Consider the following 19,210-nt stretch of genomic DNA (forward strand, 5'->3'; position numbering starts at 1 on the left):
TCTAACGTTCAAAAAGTTCCGAACGTTAGATTACAAAAAACCACCTTTGTTTTAACAAACTTTAAAAAAACTAAACAATCTATCTGTAAAAGCCCATTCCGACACCGCCATCAACATTTAGAGCGTTTCCTGTAGATTTACCTAATAAACCGCCAACGAAAGCAAAACATGCATTTGCGATATCATCTGGCAATATAATTTCATTTAATAAGGTACGTTTTGCATAATAAGCTGGCAATTCTTCAACTGTTACGCCATATGCTTTTGCACGTCCTTCTGCCCATCCGCCAGACCAGATATTTGAATCTGAGATTACAGCGTCTGGATTTACCGTATTTACACGGATTTTATCTGCACCTAATTCGGCGACCATTAAACGTGTCAAGTGTGCTTGAGCCGCTTTTGCAGAACCGTAACCAGGATTGTTTGGACCCGCAACCACTGCATTTTTAGAAACGATATTTACGATATCACCTCCAAAACCTTGTTTACGCATTACTTCGATTCCGGCTTTAGAAACAATAAATTGTCCTTTTACCAAAATATCATATAATCTGTCCCACTCTTCTAAAGTGTGTTCTGCAATAGATTTAGAAATACTGATACCCGCATTGTTCACAATAATATCTGCACCACCAAAAGCTAGAGAAGCTTGATCAAACGCTTTTTCAGTACTGTCAGAATCAGTAACATTCAATAAAGTGCTTGAAACGGCATCTTTACCAAATAATTTCACAAACTCAGCTGTAGCTGATTCTAAACGCTCTTCATTGATATCATTGATTACCACACAAGCGCCTTCTTGAGCAAATTTCTTAGCGATAGCTTTACCAATTCCGCCAGCAGAACCTGTAATTAAAGCTACTCTGCCAGACAATGCTTTTGGTTTTGGCATACGCTGTAATTTTGCTTCTTCCAATAACCAGTATTCAATATCAAATGCTTCTTGGTGAGGCAATGAAGTATATTCTGAAACTGCTTCAGCACCTTTCATTACGTTTACCGCATTGATATAATATTCTGACGCCAAACGCGCCATTGTTTTATCTTTTGCAAAAGTGAACATTCCAACTCCAGGATATAAAATCACAACCGGATTTGGGTCACGCATTGCTGGTGAATTTGATTTTTTGCATGCATTGTAATAGTCTTTGTACATTGCACGGTATGCTTCAAATGCAGGCGTTAATTTTGTTTTGATTGTAGCAACATCAGACAAATCTTCGTTTGGATCTAATTCTAAAACCAGCGGACTGATTTTTGTTCTTAAAAAGTGATCTGGACAAGAAGTTCCTAACGGTGCTAATTTTGAAAGATCATTAGAATTAATGAATTCCAAAACTCTTGCATCATCCGTATAATGTCCAATCATATGACGCTCAGACGAACAGAAACCTCTTAAAATCGGAGCTATTTTTGCCGCTTTCAATTTACGATCGGCTTCTGGAAGGCTTTCAATTTTCTGACCTCCAAAAACTGGACGTGTTTTTCCGTAGTTGCTTTCTAAGTATTCAGCACATTTCTCGATTACTTCCAGCGTATTAATATAACTTTCGTATGCAGTGTCTCCCCAAGTGAATAAACCATGAGAACCTAACATGATTCCTTTAAGTTTTTTTCCGTTTTTCTCAGCTTCTTCCAGACAGCTTCTTAATTGAAGACCAAGGTCAAAACCAGGACGTTGCCAGCCGACCCATCCAATTTCACCATTAAATAATTCTTCTGTGATTTTTTTACCATCTTTAGTGCATGGCGATTGCAATTGCAAGCATCTGGATGCAAGTGATCGATATGTTTGAAAGGCAAAAATCCGTGTAAAGGTGTATCGATTGAAGGCGCTTTAGAAGCCAAGTCAAAAATACAGTGATTGAACAATTCTACCATTTCATCTTCAAATTCAATTCCTCTGTACACATTTTCAAGATTGCGTAATCTGTCTAAATAAAGTGCCGCACAGCCTGATTTTGTCAATGTTCCGATATCTCCACCAGAACCTTTAATCCACATGACCTCAGAGCTTTCGCCCGTTAATGGATCTTTATCTGTTATTTTTACAGAAGTATTTCCTCCTCCGTAGTTTGTCAATCTTAAATCGGCTCCAAGTAAGTTAGAGCGATAAATAAAAAGCGCTACTTCATCCCCAGCTAATTCTTTTGCTTTAGAGTCATCCCAAAGATAGCTTACGTGCTTAAAATTCATATTAGTTGTATTTATATTCGACATTTGGTTGTTTGATTTTTAGTTTATATTTTATAATGAATTACCGATTCCGACTACCACAATCGAAAGCATCATTAATGCAATTCCCCACGAAAAAGTTCGAATTGTTTTCTTAGAAACTCCTGTCCATTCTTTTAGATAGAATCCCCATAAATTAGCCGTTAAAATAATGGTTGCCATGTGCAGAATCCATGAACTTGCGCCATTGCCAAGTTTGCTTTCTCCCATACCATAAAAGAAAAACTGCAAAAACCACATTGTTCCCGCAATTGCAGAAAACAGAACGTTTTTAGCAATTGGCGTATTTGTATTTGTATAATCTGAAAAACTTTTATTTCTGAAATTCAGATAGATACACCAGATAAAATTGGTCGTTAGTCCACCCCATAATATAATAATGTAGCTTACATTGTTTTGGAACAAAAATTCGCCTTGATTTGGGTTTGCCAATTTCCAAGCTTCATTTGCAACATCAGCCATTGGTTTAGCCGCTTCAATTCCGAAGTTAAAAAACGAGCTCAAAATACCTGATACAATGGCAATAATCAACCCTTTTACCAGACTGAAATCTTTATCTTTGTCTTCGTGACCTGTAGCAAAATCTTTTTCTTTCAGTGTTCCTGCTTTTCCTAAAATAGCAATACCAATAATACATATTAATACTCCAGCCAAAACCATTTGTCCACCAGAATTCGAAAACATATCACTAATTGATTCTTTTCCTTCTACTGCATTAAAATGATAATAAATTGGCGGAATCAAAGCTCCAAAAGCAGAACAGAATCCTAAAGTGATCGAGTTTCCTAATGACATTCCTAAATAGCGAACACCAAGACCATAAGTAAGTCCACCGATTCCCCAAATTAATCCCATTGTAAAGGCTAATGCTTTAACTTGTGGTGCGGCCGTAGCGATAATTTCGGTAAAATTTGGAATAGTCAAATAAGCGGCAATAGGCGGTACAATTAACCAAGAGAAAAAACCTCCTACAAGCCAGTAGCTTTCCCAAGCCCAATTTTTTACTTTTTTGAATGGCATATAAAAACTGCCCGAAGAGAAACCTCCAATGGAGTGAAAAATAATACCTAGTAATGATTCCATTAATTAAATTTAGTTTGTGGTTATTGATAGTTAATCTGGTTTTGTAAAATAAGAGAATGTAAAAAAGAAAACTGTCCTGTACTATCCTTTATGGTTTTAGGAATTATGTTAAAACCGAAGAATATTGCGAAGAAGAACACTTTTTAAGTAGAAAAATAAATTTAAAATTTCTATTTTAGCAATCGATTTCGTAATTATTATATCCTCAAACATCGATAAACAATGAAATCTCAAAAAATATAAAACTAGCCTTATTTAATTCTGATTCTTTTGTGAGAAAAATAACAATTAAGCCTATTTGAAAGCTTTAGACCCAAAATATTCTACACAATTTATAATTCAAAATTAAACCTATTAAGTAATCGCCATAATCAACAAAGCCACAAAATGATTAAACTTATCAAAATAGACGAAGATTCTAGGGTTCCAAAATACAAGCAAATTGTAGATTCAATTTTGCAGAATATTGCGAACGGAAATCTAAAAATAAACCAAAAAATCCCTTCAATAAATAGCTTTAGCGAAGAATTTTATATGTCTCGTGATACGGTTGAAAAGGCTTATAATATCTTAAAAGAGCGAAAAATCATTTCTTCTATCCGAGGAAAAGGCTATTATATTACTCGTACAAAACTCGAATCGAAAGTAAATATTCTCTTTTTATTTAATAAACTGAGTGCCTACAAGATGAAAACTTATAATTCTTTCATCAACACCGTAGGTGCAAATGCACATACGGATTTGCATATTTATCACTGTGATGAAACTTTATTTTTAAACTTACTAGATAAATTTGAAGGCGCCTATGACTATTATGTCATTACAACGCATTTTAAAACAGATGAATTAAAGCATTTAAGTTTTACTGATGATGTTGTAAAAGCAATTGAAAGAATTCCGAAAGAAAAGCTTGTCATCATGGACAATATTAAGCTAAAAATGGAAGGCGAAATCATTAAAATTTATCAAGATTTTGAGAATGATATTTATAATGCACTGAAAGAAGGTTTATCAAAAATCACCAAATATAAAAGGCTGATTTTGGTTTATCCTGAAAAGGCGGTTTATCCTTATCCGAGAAGAATTTTACACGGATTCAGAAAGTTTTGTGTCGAACACGAAATCAATTTTGAGATTCTGAGTGAAGTTTACGATGATATGATTCTGAAAAAAGGCGATTTGTTTATCACTATTGAAGAATCAGACTTGGTGAATTTAATGAAGCAAATTCGTGATGAAGAATTTATTTTAGGAAAAGAAATCGGCGTAATCTCATATAACGATACCCCTTTAAAAGAATTATTAGGAATCACTGTTATGTCAACCGACTTCAATGTTATGGGAGAAACCGCCGCCAGAATGATTTTGAATCAGGAAAAAGGAGAATACAAAGTACCTTTTAATTTTATTGATCGGAATTCTATTTAAGGTGCTAAGTTGCTAAGATACTAAGATTCTAAGTTTTTTAAAATTGTATGTTTTAATCTCGCAAAGACGCCAAGTCGCAAAGTTTTAATTTCAAATATTAATTGCCTCCAGCTTTAGCTGGAGGTTTCATAAAGTCAATTTTGAATGGCTTTAGCCGAAAAAAACATTTTAGCTAAAGCCATTTTTGCAAATACATAATTTCATCCAGCTAAAGCTGGACGCTATTCATAAAAAACTTTGCGACTTGGCGTCTTTGCGAGATTACAAAATTTAAAAACCTTTGCTTCTTTGTCACTTTGTCACTTTGTTACTTTGAAACTTTAACCAAAATTATACTCGGTTTAGGCGCCGGTTTCATATCTTTTCCCATATAAAAACTAGTATGCGGAGGCTGATTGTAACCAACATTTTGCCATGCAATACTCAATCGATATTGCGGATCGTGCATTAAAGTATATTGTCGAACATTGGTTGGAATTGTGGTCGAATAAATTCTCAGTTCTTTATTATCCTCAGATCTTAAAATTAGTTCTTCACGCCAGTCACCCAAAATATCAGCAGAAAGTGCCGGAGTCGATTTTGTTCCGTTATTCGAAACTGCGCCAGTTGCGGTAAACAATCTTCCTTTGTTGTATTTATCAATATGATTAGAATCTAGCAATTCTCGTGAAGTATCATCATCCCAATAAATCAAAAAATTGATTGAACTTGGTGCTTTTCCGACAACTTTTCCTTTCATATCATATAAATCTGGAGAACCAGAATACCAAAACTGCGCTCCTTTAAGCTCTGGATCAATATTATCTGCAACTCCCCTTCCAACATCCTCATTCATAGAACCTGTAAACAATACTTTTCCGTCTTTTGTCGCAAAAATTGTAACTCCTGGGCCTGTCGTACCATTTTCAATTTCATGAATCCCAAAAACTTCAAGACCCGGAAGATCAAGATCTAAATCGGAAACATGAATTGCGTCGCCATGTCTGAAACCCGTTGTATATAAACCTTTTCCGTTATCATCCACACACATTGATCCGTAAATGATTTCATCTTTACCATCGTTATCAACATCAGCCACTGTAAGATTATGATTCCCCATTCCAGAATACGGATTTTCAGAATCTTTACTATCAAAAACCCATTTCGAAGTCAATTTGCCGTTTTTAAAATCCCAAGCGGCTAGAACCGTTCTTCCATAATAACCTCGACACATTACTACACTCGGATGTACGCCATCTAAATACGCAACGCAAGCAGTAAAACGATCAATTCTATTTCCTTTTGTATCATTTCCACCGCTTCCACCATGTCCGCCCCAGCCAGCAAGATCGCCTCTTTCAGCAATATAATTGACTGTTGTAACAAGCTTTCCAGTTCTTCCATCAAAAACAGAAAGATATTCTGGTCCTTTCAAAATTTTTCCATACGTTCCGGAATTAGGTTCTCGATCCACCCAGTCTTTTGTGGCATCGCCAACAACATTGTTTTGACTATCTGTAGTTCCATCGGCAGTTTTGCAAACCAATTCAGCAATTCCGTCGCCGTCCAGATCGTACACCATAAACTGTGTATAATGTGCGCCTTCGCGAATGTTTTTCCCTAAATTGATTTGCCAAAGAAACTTTCCTTCTAACGTATAAGCCTGAAAAATAGGTGGATCTGTAATTCCCGTATGCGAATTATCATGCGCTTTTCCAGTCATATGCACAATCAAATCGTATTTTCCGTCGCCATCCAAATCTCCAACTGAAAGATCATTTGCCGTATATCCTTCAATTTGTTTTAATTGAATCGCTAAATAATCTTTATCAGGACTTGAAGCTGGAATCGTAAAACTTCCTTTGGCATCTGATTCTTTTCCTTTCAAAACTGTTTTTACAAACCAAGTGTTTTCTTCTTGCGGATTTGCTTTTGTATCTGCAAAATTAGTCGCTCCAGAAATTGGTTTATCATTTAATTTGACCGCTTTTTTAGTACCGCTTTTTCGATATAAATTAAAAGCAAGATTATCAGGATCAGTCCCTAAAACGCGCCAGCCAATAAAAAACTGACCTTTTTCTTTTACGGCGATAAGGCCTCGGTCGAGATTTTCCATTTGCCTTTGTGCAAAAATGGAAACTGATAAAAGTGATAATATTAATAGAGTTATTTTTTTCATGATTGGTTATTTTTTATTTTGGATTGTTAGTGGAACACTGATGATACGGGTTTTGACGGGTTGACACTGATTTTCACGTCTTCTTGTCATTCCGAGGAACGAGGAATCTCCACGAGTAACTCCGCAACGAGAGTTCAATCTTTGTCGAGCTTCTTGCGGAGATTCCTCGTTCCTCGGAATGACAAACTGAACTTTCATTCAGTAAATCACCAATCTTTGTCGAGTTTCGTGTGTGATTCCTCGTTCCTCGGAATGACAAACTAGGCTAAAAACCTTTGCAACTTAGAACCTTAGCATCTTAGTAACTTAGAGATCAAAACATCTTATTAAATCCCTCGCTTTGCACTTTCCAAGTTCCATCTTTTGGGAAACCCGGATTTTCTTCTGTCGTTCCGTCCCAGCCGGCACACATCATAGCAACAGCAGTTAATAATCCGCCATTTCCAGGAAGATATAATGTTAATCTTTCGGCTTGATAATTATGTCCGTTTTTTAAATACGTATTTGTTGTTACGTTCATGAACAAAGCATCAATTGCTTTTTCTGGCATATTCAATCATGTCGCCGACATAGCCGTCATCGGGAAATCCCAACCCCAGGTTTTTTCCCAAGACCACGTTTTCCAAACCAAATCAAAAGTATTTTTCACGATTTTTTTGTCCAAAAGAGAAGTCTCAGGAAGCATTCCAAAAGTTCCTAAAACAGATGGATGATCGGTTTTGAATTCTGGATTTGTGTATGAATCTGTGGCACTTTCTGTTGCTAGATAGACATCTCCTGAAACAGGAAGTTTGGATAATTTAGCCAAAACTTTCTCCCATTTTTCAGGCACATCTTGGTTCATCCCATGTTTCCATGAAATTGCCGTTTTTAATGCCCAATTCCAATATGCCAACTCATAAGTTGGATTAAAAGTTTCCATCGCCTTAAAGCGTTCTTGCGCTGGAATCACGCCTGGGCCTAAAACATAACGATCGTTTTTGGCATCATAATTTGCAAACGAAGCAATAAAATCGGCGGTTGCAAAAACACGCTCGCTGTATTTTTTCAGAACTACAGCTGTAGGTTTTGCTCGATAAATCAATTCAGCATACGTAATAAAATGTGGTTGTTGCCAAATCAAAAATGAACCAACAGATGACGGACTTTCATTACCATCAGGATCTGTCATTTTTTGCCATCTTGCGCCTTCAAAGCCTTGTCTTTTGGCAATATTTTTGGCTTTATCAAAAACTTTTTCGTACCACGGAAGGCTTTTTTCAAGCAAGTCAGCTCTGTTCCAAAGTGCAAAATGAACGCCATGCCACCAATGCATTTCTAAATGCGGTTTTCCGTACCAACTGTTATATGTTAATCCGGTTTCTTGTGGTGGCACTTTTCCGGTACATTGTACTTTCGTTAAATATTGAGACAAGATTACTCTTCGTTCCAATTCCTTCGCACGCGGATCTGTACTTCCAGAAAAATCAACTGCCGCACCGCTTAACCAAAATTGCTCCCATCCTTTTACACTGCTATTTTCAATTTCTGCAAAAGAAGCGTTCTGACTTTTATTACTTGTCAAAGCAAAAAGAGTACTTAATTCTAATGTATTTGTGTTTGATGGCTCAACAACAAAATAATGATCTCCCGTTTTTTTAATTTGAGCATTTCCTTTCCACATAAAATCAATATTGTATGAAATACTGTCCATAACATGTGTTACAACAGCTTCTGTTTTTGATTTTTGAGTTAACGTACTTGTATAGTTTTGTTTTCCTTCATATTTGGTTCCAAAATCGGCCCAGTCTCCAGTTGGAAACGGAATTCTTAAACTGATTTTTAGTCGTTTTTGCTGTAATAAATCCGATTTTACTTTTACGCCAATCGCATCTTTTTCTTGGTGCGAAGCAGTTAATACGGTTACTGGAATTCCTTCAACTTCAAAATAACTTTCGATTTCTCCAGTCCATAAATTCAGTTTTTGAGAAATTGATTTGATGTCAGCAGGTTTTGCCAAACTTCCGTCTTTCTTCAAAATTTCAAAACCTAAATTCCCCAATTGCACCAAATGCGGATTTTGTCTGAACCAATTAATAGCGTCAACTTTTCTCTTTGGTTCTTTAATTTGAACCGTATACGAAACATTTCTGCCATATTGCTGATAGTCTTTCAAGGTTTCAGAAAACTTAAAATTCTCCGTATTTTTATAACTGTCCCAACCCCATTCTGACTCGGTTCCTAATGGAATTCCGTTTTGATAGGTTTTCGGAAAAGTCTGCAATCCTGTAGCGTCGACCGTAAAGGCAAAAGCGCCATTTCCAACCGTCAAAGAAGCTAACGTATCAATAGCCGTAATTTGAACATTATGACGAGTTACTAATGCTTTTCGATCTATTTTTTGAGCGGACAGCGATGCCGAAAATAGAATTGCAATGATTAAAAGTTGTTTTTTCATTTGGTTATTTTTTGGTTTTTGCTTGAAATGAGATAATTTAACCGCAAAGCACGCAAGTTTTTTTACTAAGCAATACGTTTAAAAACGCAAAGCTCGCAAAGCTTTATCAACACAAAGCTTTGCGAACTTTGCGTTGTTACAATCATGCAATGACAAAAACCTTGCGTGCTTTGTGGTTAAATCTCAAGCCGTTTCATATTATTATCGAATTAAAGTCACACTCATCAAACCAATCACTACATCATTAGCAATTGTTTTCAAAGTCATACTTTTTAATGTTTTATTTTTATCCAAAGGCAAATCCAAAATGGTTCCTGCACCGCCGTCAACGCCATAATTTGTAAAGCCTTTTATTGTTGTAAAATCTTTAAAATCGCTCGATATTTCTCCGGTTTTCAGGTACACTCTTTGCGGTTTTGGCGCATCGGTTGTGAAAGCTTTACCATCAACAAAATAATCTTGTTCGATTGGCCACCAGTTTTCAGGGTTTTTTAATTCCAAAATTTCTGAGGTTCCATCAGCATAATTCACTTTAATTTCTCCATTTTTAATTCGGCTTTGCATTGGGTTTGTACTTCCGGCAAGCATGAAATAAGCATGCGAAGATTTTCCATCTAACGGAATATCAATGCTTTTCGGATAATTATCCCACATCGAAGTAAAGATGATATTTTTCTGATTTTCATCAGAAGGTGTTTTAAACGGAATTCCATTTGGTGTTTTGATTTCTCCCGTTTGCTTGGCTTTTTCGCGTAAACCTTTATCATCAATTTTTACTGAAATATTGGGATAACACCAATTTCCAATTCCTTGTTTTGGAAGCTGTAGTGTCACTGTTTGCGGTCTTGGAGACAAATATTCAACATTAAAAATATCTGTAACCTTTGCATTAAAATAAGACGAAAGTGAAATGGTTTCTGCACGTTGTGACTTCTCCAATGGAAGATCCAAGTTTGTAACTTCTGATTCTTTTTTGCTTTTTAAATCAAATTCAATGGGTATCCACCAAGTAAAATCGCCTTGTTTTAATTGGATAAAAAAGGTTTTATTTCCCTCGCCGTTTACTGTAGATTGAAAATCTTTCTCTGACTTTATAATTTTACCCAAAACTGCTTGTGGGTCATACACTGAAACAATTTCTCCTTTCCAAATCAACATGTTTAAAGCATCGCCAGAATTGTATGACGGTTTATGCGACATAGTTGCAAAAGTCACTGCTTTCCAATTTATAACAATATCATAAACCGAATTGTACGGTACTTCAATGCTAATTTTTGGATTTCCAATACTTTCAGGAATTGGTTTCCACGACGCTTTTTTCCGTTTATGGTAATATTTTCAATTCCTTCATAATAGGCATTCAGAATCAATTTCAAATTCATTTTTGATGCAAAACGATTTTCGATATGATAACTATCTTTTCTATTATCTCTATTATAAGAAATCGAAATATCCGGAACTTCTAAAGAAGCTTCTTCCCATTCTTTAGGAAAACCCGGCTGAATCGTCAAAACTTCTGCAATGGCATCCGGCTGAATCCCGAAAAGTCCTTCAACTAAAGTTCGCGATGCCATCCCGATCGGATCAGCAAAATCGCGGTACAATTCACCACGTATGGCATCTTGGTACAAAAGCTGTTCAAAACCACCTGGAGAAGCGCCCAAATACAAACTTTCTATCAAAACGCTTTCCCACATTTTAAAAGCTTTTTCGGATTGCCCGCCTTGCCAGAAAGCCAGTGACGTATGCAATTGTTCTGCCAAAGCCACATTATTAATCGACCAAGTATACGGTTGCCAATTGGTTGTGCTAATAACGTAAAGATCTTTTTTATCCAAACCTTCTGCCGAAACTGGAATATGTGGAATCTGTTTATCAACATAATTCAACATTTGATAACTCTCAAACGGATTCGACAATTCCGAATCAACTGTGTGATAAATGCTCCAAACTCCCGGAGAATCGTGCAATAATTTATTTCCTAAAGCATCTTTGTATTCAGCAAAAATTCCTTTTTTGAAATCCAAAGCTGTTCATTTGAAGCTTTTAAAATTTTAGTCGCTTCTTTTTCATAAGGTGTTGCATCTTTTCCAATTTTCTTAGCTAATTCAGCAACCGTTTTATTCGCATAATAATTATACGCCGAAGAATGAATCACGGCGCCACCGCTGTATTGCAAAGCGTCGCTAGCCCAAATTGTCGCATAAGCATCATAAAGTCCGTCGTTGTCTGGATCAAAGTTTCTTTTTCCCAATTCAAATGCCTCTCAATTGTGGGCCACATTTCTTTCAAAAAAGCAAGATCGCCCGTCCATTTAAAATGACGCGAGCATTTGATCAATAAAAACCAAATTCATGTCATAATGATGCGCGACTGTATTTTTATTCGGATTTCGGCTGATATAACCGCTACTGAACATTGAAGTTCCAATTTCTTCTTTTTGACGTGCCAAGTTTTTTCGTCATCCAAAACAATCGGACCACTTTCTGGAGATGTTACTTGCGAATTGCTATAACTTGCAAAATGCGTTTTTGCTCGATCGTGCCAGCCCAAAGGATCTGCGGTATAAGCGCCACGCCAAGCATTCAAATACATACGCCAAGCAATTGCACCGTGTAAATACGCTGGATTTTCCCAAATTCCGTCTGAAGCGATTGAAAGTGCAAAACCCAAATTATTGATATAAGGATCAGGCGTTTTTACTTTTACTCGATTCGCTAAAACCTGTGTTTCCTGAACCGATTTTTCATAAAGCTGTGCGATTTCTTTTTGAGGAAGAGCCATTTTTAAATCTTCTGGAGAAAATAACCAATAAATAGCTTTTTCTGAAATGCTTTTTATTTTTCCTGAAATAATAGGCAACTCTTCTACTTTCGAATTATACAATTCCAAAGGTGAATTTTGATTTTTTGCATTCGTCAAAATTACTTTTGATTCAGGAAAAAATCCATTTAAACTTTTATTATTTCCTGTTTTTTGCTTGTTGCTTTCAGAACCATATTCTAATAAAAAAGACTGTTTTTGTAAAGTGTATTTATTACCAAGACAATATTCTGGCCGCAAATAAAAAACGGATTCCGGATCGGCACCAATATCACCATCTCGGCTGAATTTCTTTCCAGTTGCGCCTCCAAAAGCCCAAATAATATTACTGTTTTTAGAAACTCCTTTTCCATAAACTTTCACAATAAAACCTTCTTTTTCTTTTAAAGCGACAACGTCAACAAACAATTTTCCATTTCCTAAAATCGCATCTTCAATTGCATAATGCATCGTTCCTAAAACATATCTTGTCTCGATTTTAGAAGCTTCAGTAATCCATTTGCTTTCATTTCCATTTGTAATTCCGAGTTTGAAGTTTCCTCCCATTCCCGGCATATACATTGCGAATTCTGGTAAATCGCCCGTTTCAACTCTAAATCCCGTGTTCGAACCATATAAAGCACGATTGAATTTTCGTGTTCCATTTTTTAAAACAAAAGCATTTTCCTCTGGCGCATAATGCAGTTTGCGCACTTCTTTACTTTGTCCAAAAACTGAAATTGAACAAATAAAAAGTAAACTCAAAAGCGTTGTAAAAGAATGTTTTTTTGTGTTCATAAAGCAATAAAAAAGGCTGAAACTAAATAAGAATTAAATAAAATTAAAATCGCTTTTTTTTATCAATTCAATAATTCTGATGCAATTTCTTTGTTTTTTTGTGGTATACTATCCTGTACCTTCCTGATTTACGAAATATAAAAAGTATATTAATTTTTAGCGTTTTTAAATTCTTTTTAACATCATAGTACAGGATACTATATCAAAAATGAACCGTTAAGTTTGAAAATAAAAAAATTAAAATCTCAAAAAATTGGTAAAAATCAGTACTTTCTTATCGATGGTTATTTGTTTGGCAATGCCAAGTCAATTCTTTGCCATGCATTCCAAAACGACTTTAAATAATTCGGTTTGTTCTTCTTCAGAAAATAAAAATAAGGATGCAGTCAAAAACGAATCACAGCTTTTTGTTTTTGGAACTGCCATAAAAGACAAAAAAAACGCCTTAATAAATAATGCATTAATTTACTCTGAAGCAAAAGGTTACGGCTTTGATTTTAATTCGGCTTCTAATGTAAAAATCAATTCAAATTCTTTTTCAGTTAGCAAACCAGCCTATTTTTCTGTTGCTGTTCCAGAAGGAAATTATCAAGTTGAAGTTACAATGGGAAGCGCTGAAAAAGATTCAAAAGTGACAATAAAAGCAGAATCACGACGATTAATGCTTAATCAATTTGCTATGGAAAAAGGACAAAAAACAACACAGACTTTTAACGTAAATGTTCGAAGTACTAAAATAGACGATCAGACGAATATCAGTTTAAAAGACCGCGAAAAAGAAATTTTGAATTGGGACAACAAACTGACACTTGAATTTTTGGGCGAAGTTTCTATTCAAAGTATTAAAATAACAAAAAAAGACGATTTAACTGTAGTTTATCTGGCTGGAGATTCGACCGTTACGGATCAGGATGTAGAACCTTGGGCATCATGGGGACAATTTATTACGAATTATTTTGATTCGAATATTGTGGTTGCAAATTATGCTTACTCAGGTTCTTCTTTAAGTTCATTCAAAGGAGCAAATCGTCTGAAAAAAATACTTTCTGAAATCAAAAAAGGCGATTATTTATTTGTGGAATTTGGACATAATGACGAAAAAATAAAAGGTGAAGGAAATGGCGCGTGGGGGTCATACTCGACATTATTAACTGAGTTTGTAAATTCTGCTAAAGAAAAAGGTGCAATTCCGGTTTTGGTAACGCCAACACAACGCCGTTTTTTTAATGAAAATGGAACTTTAAAAGAAACACACGGTGATTTTCCCGCCGCCATGCGCGATGTTGCCAAAAAAATAATATCGCTTTAATTGACGTTACAAAAATGACAACTGAGTTATATGAAACTTGGGGCGACGAACCTTCAAGAAAAGCTTTTGTACAATATCCTGCCAATACTTTTCCGGGACAGGAAAAAGCTTTAGACGACAACACACACTTCAATGGATTTGGAGCCAACGAAATTGCGCTTTGCGTGTTGAAAGGCATTCGTGAACTTGATATTCCGCTAAAGAAAAATATCAAAAAAGAAACACCAGATTATAATCCGAAGAAACCAAATTTCATTTCAAGCTGGACTTTGCCAATGAGCGCACGCTTCGAAATTGTTAAACCAGATGGCAATTAACCATCAAAGAATTCACTTTACTATGCTACTAAAAAACACTATCCAAAATCTCTCACTTGCGGCGTTTGCACTTTTTCTGACCCAAAACAGCCATGCACAACAAACTGATAAAGTCTATCTTTCAGGAAAAGATTTTGAACATCCTGTGCAATGGGATTTTTATTGTACCGATGGAAACAACAGCAAAACTTGGTCTAAAATAAATGTTCCGTCGCAATGGGAATTAGAAGGTTTTGGCGAATATACTTATGGACGCTGGTACAAAGAATTGAACCAAAAAGAACCCAGCAAGGAAGAAGGTTTATACAAATATGAATTTGAAGTCCCTGCAGACTACAAAGGCAAAGATGTTTTAATCGCTTTTGGAGGTGCCATGACGGATACTGAAGTTAAAGTAAACGGAAAACTGGCCGGAGCAATTCACCAAGGTGGTTTTTATGAGTTTAAATACGATATTTCATCGCTTTTGAAATATGGTTCAAAAAATACTTTAGAAGTTCATGTATGGAAACATTCAGCTAACAAATCGGTTAACGCCGCCGAAAGAAGAGCGGATTGGTGGCTTTTTGGAGGAATTTATCGTCCGGTTTGGTTGGAAGTTTCTCCTAAAACGCATATTGAAAATATTGCCGTAAATCCGAAAATGGATGGCTCTATTACGGTTGATGTAAATCTGAAAAACGTTTCTAAAAATGCCACTTTAGAAGCCACTTTAAAAGGTTTAAACGGAGAAAATTTCCAAACTTTTACATTTCCAATAAAAGCAAAAGCAACTAAAGAAACTATTGTGGCGCAATGGAAAAACATAAAACCGTGGAATCCTGAAAATCCAAATTTATACGAATTGCAATTGGTTTTAAAGCAAAATGGAACTGCAGTTCATCACTATGACAAGCGAATTGGTTTCAGAACTTTAGAGTTTAAAAAACAAGACGGAATTTACATGAACGGAACAAAAATCGTCATGAAAGGAATTAACCGTCACTCATTTTGGCCAGAAGGCGGAAGAAGTACTAGCAAACGCATCAGCGAGTTGGACGGAAAATTAATTAAAGACATGAACATGAATGCCGTTCGCGGGCATTATCCGCCAGATACGCATTTCTTGGAAGTTTGTGATTCTCTTGGTCTTTTTGTTTTGAACGAATTGGCTGGATGGCAAAATTCGTATGATACCGAAACTGGAAAAAAATTAGCAACAGAAATGATTATTAGAGATGTGAATCATCCGTCAGTAATTATTTGGGATAATGGAAATGAAGGTGGATGGAATTATGATACTGATAAAGTCTTCGCAGATCTTGATCCGCAAAAAGAATTGTAATTCATCCTTGGGCTGATTTCAAAGGCTGGGACACACACCACTACCCGACTTACTTGACCGGAATGCACCGTTTCAATGCTGGAGAAAATGTATTTTTCCCAACGGAATTTATGCACGGAACCTACGACAACGGACACGGTGCTCGCGCTTGAAGATTTCTGGAATCGTTATAAAGAAAGTCCGCTTTTTGCAGGAGGATTTATGTGGGCGATGTTAGATGAAGCTGTTTTACGTTCTGATTGGAAAGGAGATGCCAAATTTGATTCAAAAGGTTCATTGGCCGCAGACGGAATTTTAGGTCCGCATCGTGAAAGAGAAGGAAGTTATTATACTGTAAAAGAAGTTTGGGCGCCAATTCAGTTTCAGCCAAAACAAGTTACGCCAGATTTTGACGGTTCTTTCTTGATTACAAATGATTATCTTTTTAGCAATCTGAATACTTGCAAAATGGAATTCAAAGTATTGCAATCGGATAAAAATGTGCTTTATACGAATGGAACTGCTAAAGAAATTGCTTCAGGAAAAATTGAAATTCCGAGTATTGATCCGGGAGAAACCCATAAAATCAAATTTCCTGTTCCGAGCAATTTTGCAGAAGGCGATGTTTTATCGATTTCGGCTTTTGATCAGTTTGGAAAAGAAATTTATACTTGGACTTGGCCTATTCATAAAGCTTTATTTTATGCTAATAAATTCTTAGCAGTTCAAAATACAAAAGCAAAAGCATCGGCTGTAAAAACTGCAAATGAAGTAACTTTAAAAGGTGGCGATGTTACGGTAATTTTAAATTCGGCAAACGGAGAAATTACATCGGTTAAAAATGCAACTTCAATAATTCCATTGACAAATGGCCCACGCCCAATTGGAATGAAAGCGAAACTAAAAGATATTCAGGTTTCTCAAGAAGGTGATAAAGCTGTTTGTACTGTTTCATACGTTGGTGGAATTTATTCGATCAAATGGACTATGGAACCTGATGGAAGATTTAAAATGGAAATGATAGTTTTAAAAAATGAAAGAGCAAACGGTGCAGACGGATTCGACGGTGCTTTTTTCGAGGATAAAATCAATTCTTTCGGAATCACTTTCAGTTTTCCTGAAAAAGATGTGAAAGGCATTAAATGGTTTGGAAGAGGTCCTTACCATGTTTGGAAAAACAGAATTAAAGGAACAACATACGGCATTTGGGAGAAAGACTATAACAATACGATTACGGGAGAAAGTTTCGAAAACTTAGTTTATCCAGAATTTAAAGGTTATCACGCCAATTTATTGGGAGCAAATTTAAAAGCAGGCACTTCATCGTTTAAAGTTTTCAGCGAATCTGATAATTTATTTTTGAGATTATTCACGCCTGATTTGCCTAAAAATGGTTTCCCAGGAAGTAATCCGCAACCGGCATTTCCAGAAGGCGATATTTCGTTTATGTATGAAATTCCAGCGATGAGAGATTTCAAGCCTTTAGAACAACAAGGACCACAAAGTCAGCCAACAAATATCAGAATCAAAAGCGGTGACGACGGAATTAAAATGAATTTGTGGTTTGATTTTAGAGATAAGATTTAGTTTCAGGTTTTCTTTGTTTCAAGTTTCAGGTTGAAAAACTATATCATTTTTAACCGCAAAGCACGCTAAGATTTTCATCTCTTTATGCTGAAAAATCGCAAAGTTCGCAAAGCTTAGCGTGCCTTGCGTAAACCTTTGCGAACTTTGCGGTTAAATACACATTTTACATTTCACAAATTATGAAATCATTCAAAATACTTTTTGCATTACTTTTAGCAATATTATTTTTCAATTTTACATCCACCAAAAACAACAAACCAACTGTTTATATGGTTGGCGACTCTACTGTAAAAAACGGGAAAGGCGACGGCGCTGGCGGACTTTGGGGCTGGGGTGATTATATTGGTCAGTTTTTAGACACTACAAAAGTCAATATTGAAAACCATGCTTTAGGAGGAACCAGCAGTCGAACTTTTCATGACAAAGGTTTATGGATCGAGGTTTTGAACAAACTAAAAAAAGGCGATTATGTTTTGATTCAGTTTGGACATAATGACGACGGACCAATTAATGACACCATTCGAGCAAGAGGAACCATTAAAGGAATCGGAAATGAGAGCCAGGAAATCGATAATTTGATTACCAAAAAACACGAAACGGTTCACAGTTACGGCTGGTACATTCAGAAAGTAGTTCGCGAAGCCAAATCAAAAGGCGCTATTCCGATAATTTGTTCGCCAATTCCGAGAAACGATTGGAAAGAAGGAAAAGTGCCAAGAAATGATAAATCATACGGTTTATGGGCCAAACAAATTGCGGAAAAAGAAAAAGTTACTTTCATCAATTTGAATGAAAAAATGGCCGTAGAAATGGAGAAAGTCGGCGAAGCAAAAGTAACCGGAACTTATTTCTACAAAAAAGATCATACGCATACATCTGCAAAAGGCGCAGTTTTATCGGCTTCTGTAATTATAAATGAATTAAAAGCAAGTAAAAATTCATTGAAAAATTACATTTTACCGAATCCAAAAATTGTGCTTCCGCCAAAGAAAAAATTATTTTTAATTGGCGATTCAACAATGGCGAACAACAACAATAATCCGGATGCTGTTGGTTGGGGCGTTCCTTTTCCGCAATATTGCGATACAACCAGAATTGAAGTTATCAATAAAGCGCGCGGTGGCAGAAGCACCAGAACTTTTGTATATGAAGGTCTTTGGGATGAAGTAAAAAGCCAGTTACAACCAGGAAATTTTGTGATTATTCAGTTTGGACATAATGATGCTGGAGATATTGACAAAGAAAAATTCAGAGGTTCTTTAAAAGGAAATGGCGACGAAACGCAAGAAGTAACACGTCCAGACGGCTCAAAAGAGATTGTACATACTTTTGGGTGGTATATGGTGAAATTCATCAAAGAAGCCAAAGAAAAAGGCGCTATTCCGATTGTTATTAGTCTAACACCAAGAAACGAATGGCCAAATGACAAAGCGGAACGCAGAGCGGATACTTATGTCGCGTGGTCAAAAATCGTCGCTGATCAAGAAAAAGTTCCTTTTATAGATTTAAATGATATTGTCGCTACAAAATATGAAGCTTTAGGAAAAGAAAAAGTTAAGCCTTTTTTCCCAAAAGATCATACGCATACGGGCGCAGAAGGCGCGGCATTTAATGCCCTTACAGTTGCAGAAAGCCTTAAAAAACTAAAAGATTGCAACTTGAAAGATTATATTGAAACCCCAAAATAATGGTTAATGGTAAATTGTTAATTATAAATTTCACTTTTTGACTTTCGACTTTTGACTTTTGA

The 19,210-nt window shown here is 35.9% G+C and carries 14 protein-coding genes and 1 pseudogene; 6 read left to right on the plus strand and 9 right to left on the minus strand.

From position 1 onward, the window contains the following. Positions 1 to 79: 79 nt before the first annotated feature. A pseudogene (locus tag ACQ9BO_RS18970) lies at positions 80 to 2,223 on the minus strand (bifunctional aldolase/short-chain dehydrogenase). A gap of 27 nt (positions 2,224 to 2,250) precedes the next feature. Then, the gene (gene rhaT, locus ACQ9BO_RS18975; protein ID WP_431242009.1) at positions 2,251 to 3,321 is read right to left on the minus strand and encodes an L-rhamnose/proton symporter RhaT; all 1,071 of its coding nucleotides are present in this window, start codon (positions 3,319 to 3,321) and stop codon (positions 2,251 to 2,253) included. A 387-nt stretch (positions 3,322 to 3,708) separates the two neighbouring features. Here rhaT and ACQ9BO_RS18980 point away from each other — a divergent pair, with 387 nt between their 5' ends. After that, positions 3,709 to 4,749, plus strand: coding sequence for a GntR family transcriptional regulator (locus ACQ9BO_RS18980; RefSeq protein WP_431242010.1), 1,041 nt, complete (start codon positions 3,709 to 3,711; stop codon positions 4,747 to 4,749). Positions 4,750 to 5,056: 307 nt separating this feature from the next. Here ACQ9BO_RS18980 and ACQ9BO_RS18985 read toward each other — a convergent pair whose 3' ends face one another. The 7 genes from ACQ9BO_RS18985 to ACQ9BO_RS19015 all read right to left on the minus strand — a co-directional run bounded on the left by ACQ9BO_RS18985 (position 5,057) and on the right by ACQ9BO_RS19015 (position 12,944). Beyond that, on the minus strand, positions 5,057 to 6,907 hold the full coding sequence (locus ACQ9BO_RS18985) for a rhamnogalacturonan lyase (protein WP_431242011.1): 1,851 nt from the start codon (positions 6,905 to 6,907) through the stop codon (positions 5,057 to 5,059). Positions 6,908 to 7,220: 313 nt separating this feature from the next. Further along, entirely contained in the window at positions 7,221 to 7,457 is a 237-nt protein-coding gene (locus ACQ9BO_RS18990; protein ID WP_431242012.1) for a hypothetical protein, read from the minus strand. A 6-nt stretch (positions 7,458 to 7,463) separates the two neighbouring features. Further along, positions 7,464 to 9,344, minus strand: a complete 1,881-nt coding sequence (locus tag ACQ9BO_RS18995; protein WP_431242013.1) for a hypothetical protein — start codon at positions 9,342 to 9,344, stop codon at positions 7,464 to 7,466. Positions 9,345 to 9,545: 201 nt separating this feature from the next. Next, the gene (locus ACQ9BO_RS19000) at positions 9,546 to 10,559 is read right to left on the minus strand and encodes a hypothetical protein (protein WP_431242014.1); all 1,014 of its coding nucleotides are present in this window, start codon (positions 10,557 to 10,559) and stop codon (positions 9,546 to 9,548) included. A gap of 11 nt (positions 10,560 to 10,570) precedes the next feature. Then, positions 10,571 to 11,371, minus strand: a complete 801-nt coding sequence (locus ACQ9BO_RS19005; RefSeq protein WP_431242015.1) for a hypothetical protein — start codon at positions 11,369 to 11,371, stop codon at positions 10,571 to 10,573. Continuing rightward, positions 11,326 to 11,598 (minus strand): hypothetical protein, encoded by a 273-nt coding sequence (locus ACQ9BO_RS19010; RefSeq protein WP_431242016.1) that lies wholly within the window; start codon positions 11,596 to 11,598, stop codon positions 11,326 to 11,328. Before ACQ9BO_RS19010 ends, ACQ9BO_RS19005 begins: the two co-directional genes overlap by 46 nt. Positions 11,599 to 11,696: 98 nt before the next feature. Then, positions 11,697 to 12,944 carry a DUF4450 domain-containing protein gene (locus ACQ9BO_RS19015; RefSeq protein WP_431242017.1) on the minus strand — a complete coding sequence of 416 codons (1,248 nt, stop codon included), beginning with the start codon at positions 12,942 to 12,944 and terminating at the stop codon, positions 11,697 to 11,699. Between the two features lie 253 nt (positions 12,945 to 13,197). On the opposite strand from ACQ9BO_RS19015, the gene ACQ9BO_RS19020 reads away from it, so the two are divergent. The 5 genes from ACQ9BO_RS19020 to ACQ9BO_RS19040 all read left to right on the plus strand — a co-directional run bounded on the left by ACQ9BO_RS19020 (position 13,198) and on the right by ACQ9BO_RS19040 (position 19,148). After that, positions 13,198 to 14,253 (plus strand): rhamnogalacturonan acetylesterase, encoded by a 1,056-nt coding sequence (locus ACQ9BO_RS19020; RefSeq protein WP_431242018.1) that lies wholly within the window; start codon positions 13,198 to 13,200, stop codon positions 14,251 to 14,253. A gap of 14 nt (positions 14,254 to 14,267) precedes the next feature. After that, positions 14,268 to 14,570 (plus strand): hypothetical protein, encoded by a 303-nt coding sequence (locus ACQ9BO_RS19025; RefSeq protein ID WP_431242019.1) that lies wholly within the window; start codon positions 14,268 to 14,270, stop codon positions 14,568 to 14,570. 22 nt (positions 14,571 to 14,592) lie between these two features. Then, positions 14,593 to 15,894: a glycoside hydrolase family 2 protein gene (locus tag ACQ9BO_RS19030; protein ID WP_431242020.1), complete on the plus strand. Its 1,302-nt coding sequence runs from the start codon at positions 14,593 to 14,595 to the stop codon at positions 15,892 to 15,894. Between the two features lie 138 nt (positions 15,895 to 16,032). Continuing rightward, positions 16,033 to 17,460 (plus strand): beta-galactosidase domain 4-containing protein, encoded by a 1,428-nt coding sequence (locus ACQ9BO_RS19035; protein WP_431242021.1) that lies wholly within the window; start codon positions 16,033 to 16,035, stop codon positions 17,458 to 17,460. 179 nt (positions 17,461 to 17,639) lie between these two features. Then, on the plus strand, positions 17,640 to 19,148 hold the full coding sequence (locus ACQ9BO_RS19040) for a rhamnogalacturonan acetylesterase (protein ID WP_431242022.1): 1,509 nt from the start codon (positions 17,640 to 17,642) through the stop codon (positions 19,146 to 19,148). The last annotated feature ends 62 nt before the right edge of the window (positions 19,149 to 19,210 follow it).

Origin of the sequence: Flavobacterium sp. P21 (assembly GCF_050632225.1) — a bacterium.
Taxonomy (GTDB): Bacteria; Bacteroidota; Bacteroidia; order Flavobacteriales; family Flavobacteriaceae; genus Flavobacterium.